Here is a 6,402-nt window from a genome sequence, read left to right on the forward strand (position 1 = left end):
CCAGTTGCTTTGGTTGCTCCTTCCATCAACGGCTAAGTTTTAGCTTGAGATAAACAGAAAGCGCCCCTAGAAATAGGGGCGCTTTTTGTTTGGGAAAAATTACAGTTTTAGCGAGATGATCGTTTATGATAATAGAAGGAGCGCGCTAGTTGTAGCTCATGTGCTCTCATAAATCATAAAAGCCTTTATTTATGGAGTCGGCTTCCTATGACAGTCACTACAGAAAATTTAATTAGAGCATTGCCATCGAACAGTGAGGAGGTGATGTTTGGTGAACTAAGTTTAATCAAACACGCCTTAGAAAAGCTGTTTAAATCTGATGAAGCGCGGATTCCTAAAGAAGAACTATTTATTGATGGATTGAAAATTTATGAGGTACTAGAACGGATTAGAGAAGCAAAAGATATACGTCTAAGAGCGGATATTTATTACTCTGAATACAGACCACTTTTAAACGAATTTAAAGCAAAATATAGTGACTTTTTAGCCCGTGATACTTTCAAAGAAATTGAAGATCGTGAAAAATACATGGATGGCTTGAGGGAATTAATCATAGCTCAGGGTTTTATGCTGATTGCGTTTGAAGAAGAAACAGATAAAGTACGTCAATATCGATCGCTATACACGGGTATGGTGAAACTATCAGAGCTTTTAGAAGAATATCTTGTCTACTTTCCACAACACTTAATAGAGTGCATTAAGAATATAGCATTGGCTTTTTTAAATGATTCTAATCTAAAACCCGATCGAGCCAATCAGAACGAGTCAGTTTTTTTATATTTAGTTGGATTAAAAAACACTGCTAGAGCAGTATTATGGCAAATCGAAGAAGACCGAACACAAAATGAAAAATTACATTTGATTGACTCTCCTTATAATCCAATATTTACTCGTGAAATGCAAATTCAGAAAAACCAATCTGCTATGGATTGGGCAAAGTCACGACTTGAGCAAATAGAAAGTATTGGAGAAGAAAAAGGATGGAAATTGTAGAGTGATTCTAATTCTAGATTCTAATATTATTGCTTTGCTGATAACAAATATTGATGAGAAATTGTCTGAAGATCAGAAGCTGACTACGGAGATTTATCAATGCACAGAATGGTTTTATAGACTGTTGTCGAAAGGCGTTTATATAATTGCTTCTGATATCTGTGATTATGAACTTAGACGTGAATTGATTCGGATAAAAAGCAAAAGTATTCAAGAGTTAGATAAACTAAGAGAGTTAATTGAATTTCAAGAAGTAACTTTTGCTTTGCTAGAAAAGGCTGCCGAACTATGGGCGGAGGCAAGAGCTATGAGTCAATCTAATAAAATTAAGGAGAACATTGATGTAGACTGCATTCTGGCTGCTCAATGGTGTCTGCTCAAAGAGCAATTTCTTGGTCGTGAAGTCATTATTGCTACTAAAAATATTAAAGATTTTCAACCTGTTACCGATTGTGATATTTGGCAAAATATTAGTTAATTTATAGTAATTTACGAGTTAGATAAAATGTCAGGTAAACTTCGGATATGCCACAGCATAAGTGCCTTCTATATTCTGCCTTCAGACTTATACCTTGTTTTTAAGCGGGAGGGTGTCAAAATGAAATATAGCTCCTAAGCTGTTAAAGATGCCAGGATTGTTTTGGTTTAGCTGTTCCCTGTTCCAGAATCTCAGCAAAAACAAATGTAGCCGATCGGGAGTAGCTCCTCACCGTGTCAAGCGCTTTATCTCTAACGAGGATTTGTATTATGAAAGATGGACAAGAAGTACGCCACGTCTCCACAACAGCACTCATTGCCGGTGTTTGCGGGTTGGCTTTAGTGACTGGAGGTGGCATTGCTTGGTGGACGGCAAGCCGTTCGCCCACGGCAGACACGCAGTCTTCAGCTCCGACAACCGCTCCGGCGCTATCCCCAAGTCCTGCCCAATCCCCTGCTGTAATTATCCCCGTACCTCCTCCAAATGCTGTGCAGGTGCCACAGGCTCAGACGCCGCAGGTTCAGACGCCTCAAGCTCAGAGACCTACCCCTCTGGCGTCTCAGGCTCTGGCGCCCAAGTCGTCACAGCCGAAGCCTTTGCAGCAGGCTGATGCCCAAACAGTCCAAGTGTACTGGGTTAAAGATGCGATCGGCAAATTTGAGGCAGTTCCTACGAAAGTAGCTGTCAAACAAGCTGATAAGCCTGATGCAACTTTACAAGCTGCTTTTAACACTTTGTTGGCTGGGCCGAAGGATGCAACTGTTTCTAGCGAAATACCTAAAGGGACAAAACTCCGGGGTTTGAGTGTCAAGAATGATGAAGTTTATGTCGATTTGTCGCGTGAATTTACTGCGGGGGGAGGCAGCAGTTCAATGACGAGCCGGTTAGGGCAAGTTATCTATACAGCTACGAGTTTAAAACCGAATACTAAGGTTTGGATCTCGGTGGACGGCAAGCCTTTGGAACTTTTGGGTGGCGAAGGTTTGGAGGTGGCTCAACCGAGTACCCGCCAAAGTTTTGACAAAAATTTTCCCCTTAACTAATTTTTGATTCATTAGTTATTAGTCATTAGTTAGGAGTTATTAATTAGGAGTTAGGAGTTATTAGTTATTAGTTATTAGTCTGAATGCGGAAAATAGGGATTGATAGCTGATAATTGATTGCTGATGATATCGTTAACATTTGCATCGGAATAATAATTTTCGGAGTGCAATTCGAGCGTGTCGCTCGCTTCGGATCGCGAAGCCAAACGTCCCGCACGGCGAGCAGGGTAGAATTCCGTAGTTACCGAATTTGATATAACTGATGACTGATAACGTTCGCGAGCGGGGACGCTCGCACTACCGACTGATGACTGCTGACTGATAACGTTCGCGAGCGGGGACGCTCGCACTAATGACTAATGACTAATGACTAATGACTAATGACTAATGACTAATTTTCAGTGCTTGGCAGTCAGGCTAAATGCCCGAAAGTGGAGGGCTTGCTGTTCGATCCGAGTGGCAAGCCGATCGCACACCATAGTACATAGCTCAAAAATTAACTCGTCTTGCACCTTATAATAGGCTGATGTTCCTTCACTCCGGCGAGTGAGGATACCAGCTTGGAGCATAAGTTTTAGGTGCTTGGAAACATTGGCTTGACTCGTTTGAGTAGCTTCCACCAACTCTTGCACGCATTTTTCTCCGTCGCGAAGCAAGTTCAAAATTCGTAAACGCATTGGCTCGCTCAGAATACTGAAATACTCAGCAACTTGTTGCACAACCTCTTGCGGGACAGGCTGGGATGACTTCATCAAACTCACCGGGGAGAAGTGATCTCGAAATATTAGCATTTATTCTGTCCATAACAATAAAGTAATGCTTCAATCCGGATTAATTCGCATTAAAATTTGACCGTATTCGACAGGTTCGCCATTTTGTACTAAAATTTCCATGACTTGACCGGACACTTCATCAGCATCAATCTCGTTCATCAGCTTCATTGCTTCGATAATACAGACTGTCTGGCTGACTTTGATGCGATCGCCCACATTGACAAAAGGTGGCTCATCGGGAGCAGCAGCGCGATAAAACGTTCCTACCATGGGCGAGATAATTGACACCCATTTGGTATCGACAGGAGCAGAGACGGCAGCAGGAGCTGCGACAGCAGGGGCTGGTGCAGGAGTGGCCGGAGTTGCTCCTGCATTTTGACTAACAGCATCCGGTGGGGCGGCAGTGGGGCTAGAAACAGATCCCAGCGCGATCGTCGGAGCGACACTTGCCGCGGTAGAGAGGGCAGTAACCGTGGCTGGTTCGCTGGCCAGAATGCCTTTGCGTACAGTCAGTTCAAGCTCCCCACTTTTTAATGTCAGTTCCGAAATGCCTGTTTTGTCTAAAACAGTCAGCAGTTCGCAAAGCTGGTTTAAGTCTAATTGCACAGTAGATTCAAGGGTAATTAAGAATTTAAAATTGAGAAATTGGAATCCGGCGAAGCTAGGAAACTTCACCGATTTTGGAGACAAAAGGGGTAGTTTTTAATCTTTGAGCGATGAGCGATGATTTTTTAGCTCTTTAACTAATAACTCACAACTCACAACTAAAAACTAAAAACTCCCTTTTTCTCCGTCGTTTCTATTCTCGGCCGAGGTACTTGTCTTCACGAGTATCAATCCGAATGCGTTCTCCTATCGAAATAAATAGAGGAACCATGATCTGAGCTCCGGTGGAAAGGATGGCCGGTTTACTGCCACCGGTGGCAGTATCTCCTTTGACTCCGGGATCGGTTTGTGTCACTTCCAAGACGACAGAATTGGGTAATTCCACTTCCATGATTTGGTCGTTCCAGCGAAGGATACTGACTTCCATACCTTCATTCAGGTACTTGACACGCTCGCCTATTTCCTTGGCTGTGAGGCGGCTTTCCTCGTAGGTTTCCATATCCATAAAGACAAACTGGTCGCCTTCTTTATAGGTATGCTGCATCGCGCTCTTTTCGAGGTTGGCTTGAGGCAAAGATTCGCCAGCTCGGAATGTGTGTTCCACTACGCTGCCGGTTTGGACGTTTTTTAATTTTGTCCGCACAAAAGCGGAACCCTTTCCGGGCTTGACGTGGAGGAATTCGATAACCCGCCACACGCCGTTATTCCATTCAATTGAAACACCTGGTCGAAAGTCGTTACTGGAGAGCATATAAATTTTTGCGGGCAATCCCGTCGCCATTGGGCACGGGGGAACTATAGTCAGTCGATTTTAGATTTTAGATTTTAGATTTTAGATTCACTCGCAGCTTTGAATCTGGGAGATTGAACCTTGGTCTAAAATTTTGATCTCTCCACGACAGGAGTCTGGGGATTGTATCCGTTTTTGAGCGGGGTCAGCTTAAAGCCGCAGTCTAGCTGACGGCATCAAAAAGCAATTGGCAATTTATTTTACCTTTCAAAGGGAGCAAGTGCTGTACTCCAAGTGAAAAACCTCTGTCTGTTGGACAAGGAGAGGCAACGGATGTAATGGAGAGAAGGCGATCGCGCGCTGTGGGAAGATAATAGAGGCAATAAAAGTTAAAGATATGTTGCATTGGCCTAATTTCTCGATCGATACGTGCAAGCGCTGGGTGAAGACCGGTGCTTTAGCAGTCCTGCTGTTCGCACTCTCCCTAAGTTTCAGCGCAGTTTCCTATGCCAAACGCCCCAGCAGCAGTATGCCTGCGGGGAATCCGATTACGGACGGCCGGGCGCTGCTGCGTTTCGCGCTACCTATTGACAATCAGACTGTGCGTGAGTTGCAAATCAGTCTGGAAGACATTGGCAACCACATCCGTTCTAAACGTTGGGGGCCCATTAGCAGCGATGTCAGTAAGGCTTCGAGGATTCTCAGCATTCGGGAGTCCGACATTTTAGTGAGTATTCCTGAGGCGAAACAGCCGGAAGCTGAGGCGCTAGTTGCACAAGTCAAGGAGGGAATTGCTGAACTGGAAAAGGCTGTTGAGGCTAAAGACAGGGAAAAAGTTATTGACTTGAAGGCGAAAATCCTCGGTTCGGTAGGCGAAATCGAAGAGTTGATGGTGACAAAGTTTCCGTTTGAAGTGCCTGCTAAGTATGCTAATCTGCCTCAACTGAAAGGTCGCGCTACTGTGGCGGTGGAAACGGATAAGGGGACAATTAATGTTGTGGTTGACGGTTACAGTGCGCCTGTGACTGCTGGTAATTTTGTGGATTTGGTCGATCGAGGTTTCTATGATGGTTTACCATTTATTCGATCGGAAGAATCCTACGTTTTGCAAACGGGAGATCCCGAAGGCAAGGAAGTGGGCTTTATTGATCCAGGTACTGGCAAATACCGGAATGTGCCGCTGGAAGTGCTCGTTAGAGAGGACAAGGAACCTGTCTATGGGATTACTCTAGAAGATGCGGGACGTTATCGCGACGAGCCTGTTTTGCCTTTTTCTGCTTTTGGTGCTGTGGCGATGGCCCGGGCTGAAGCTGAACCAGACAGCGGTTCTTCTCAGTTTTTCTTTTTCTTGTTTGAACCCGAACTCACGCCCGCTGGTCTGAATTTGTTGGACGGTCGGTATGCTGTTTTTGGTTACATGATTGAAGGAAAAGAGGTTTTGGATAAACTGAGGCAGGGAGATAAGATTATATCTGCTAAGGTGATTAAAGGAAAGGAAAATTTGGTTCAACCTCAAGTTTAATCAGCACACAAACAAAGACGGCGAGATAAATCGCTTCAGAGTCAAACAAAGCCCGCTTCCGCGGGCTGGAAGCAACCATAACAAATAAAGACGGCGATTTAAATCGCTTCTACACTAACAAAGACCGCCTCCGCGGGCTGGAAGAAATTATGACAAATAAAGACGGCGATTTAAATCGCTTCTACACTAACAAAGACCGCCTCCGCGGGCTGGAATAAAGACAAACAAAGACGGCGATTTAAATCGCTTCTACACTA

Annotated in this window: 7 protein-coding genes; 4 read left to right on the forward strand and 3 right to left on the reverse strand. The window is 44.3% G+C overall.

Annotated features, from left to right (window positions below; all coding sequences use genetic code 11):
* The first annotated feature begins 207 nt into the window (after positions 1 to 207).
* The 3 genes from JGK07_RS31285 (at position 208) to JGK07_RS31295 (ending at position 2,514) form a co-directional block, all read left to right on the forward strand.
* A complete protein-coding gene (locus tag JGK07_RS31285) occupies positions 208 to 993 on the forward strand; it encodes a hypothetical protein (protein WP_293186765.1) in 786 nt (261 codons plus the stop codon).
* Between the two features lies 1 nt (position 994).
* The gene (locus JGK07_RS31290) at positions 995 to 1,471 is read left to right on the forward strand and encodes a hypothetical protein (RefSeq protein WP_293226624.1); all 477 of its coding nucleotides are present in this window, start codon (positions 995 to 997) and stop codon (positions 1,469 to 1,471) included.
* Positions 1,472 to 1,740: 269 nt separating this feature from the next.
* Positions 1,741 to 2,514 carry a GerMN domain-containing protein gene (locus JGK07_RS31295; RefSeq protein ID WP_293226626.1) on the forward strand — a complete coding sequence of 258 codons (774 nt, stop codon included), beginning with the start codon at positions 1,741 to 1,743 and terminating at the stop codon, positions 2,512 to 2,514.
* Positions 2,515 to 2,912: 398 nt separating this feature from the next.
* Here the strand turns inward: JGK07_RS31295 and JGK07_RS31300 are convergent, their stop codons facing one another.
* The 3 genes from JGK07_RS31300 to efp all read right to left on the reverse strand — a co-directional run bounded on the left by JGK07_RS31300 (position 2,913) and on the right by efp (position 4,644).
* The gene (locus tag JGK07_RS31300; RefSeq protein ID WP_293186768.1) at positions 2,913 to 3,305 is read right to left on the reverse strand and encodes a metalloregulator ArsR/SmtB family transcription factor; all 393 of its coding nucleotides are present in this window, start codon (positions 3,303 to 3,305) and stop codon (positions 2,913 to 2,915) included.
* A gap of 30 nt (positions 3,306 to 3,335) precedes the next feature.
* Positions 3,336 to 3,893 (reverse strand): acetyl-CoA carboxylase biotin carboxyl carrier protein, encoded by a 558-nt coding sequence (gene accB / locus JGK07_RS31305; protein ID WP_293186769.1) that lies wholly within the window; start codon positions 3,891 to 3,893, stop codon positions 3,336 to 3,338.
* A 193-nt stretch (positions 3,894 to 4,086) separates the two neighbouring features.
* Complete coding sequence (gene efp / locus JGK07_RS31310) at positions 4,087 to 4,644, reverse strand: elongation factor P (protein WP_293155631.1); 558 nt, start codon at positions 4,642 to 4,644, stop codon at positions 4,087 to 4,089.
* Positions 4,645 to 5,020: 376 nt separating this feature from the next.
* On the opposite strand from efp, the gene JGK07_RS31315 reads away from it, so the two are divergent.
* Positions 5,021 to 6,145 (forward strand): peptidylprolyl isomerase, encoded by a 1,125-nt coding sequence (locus JGK07_RS31315; protein WP_293186770.1) that lies wholly within the window; start codon positions 5,021 to 5,023, stop codon positions 6,143 to 6,145.
* The last annotated feature ends 257 nt before the right edge of the window (positions 6,146 to 6,402 follow it).

It is taken from the genome of Microcoleus sp. PH2017_24_DOB_U_A, assembly GCF_020738205.1.
GTDB lineage: Bacteria > Cyanobacteriota > Cyanobacteriia > Cyanobacteriales > Microcoleaceae > Microcoleus.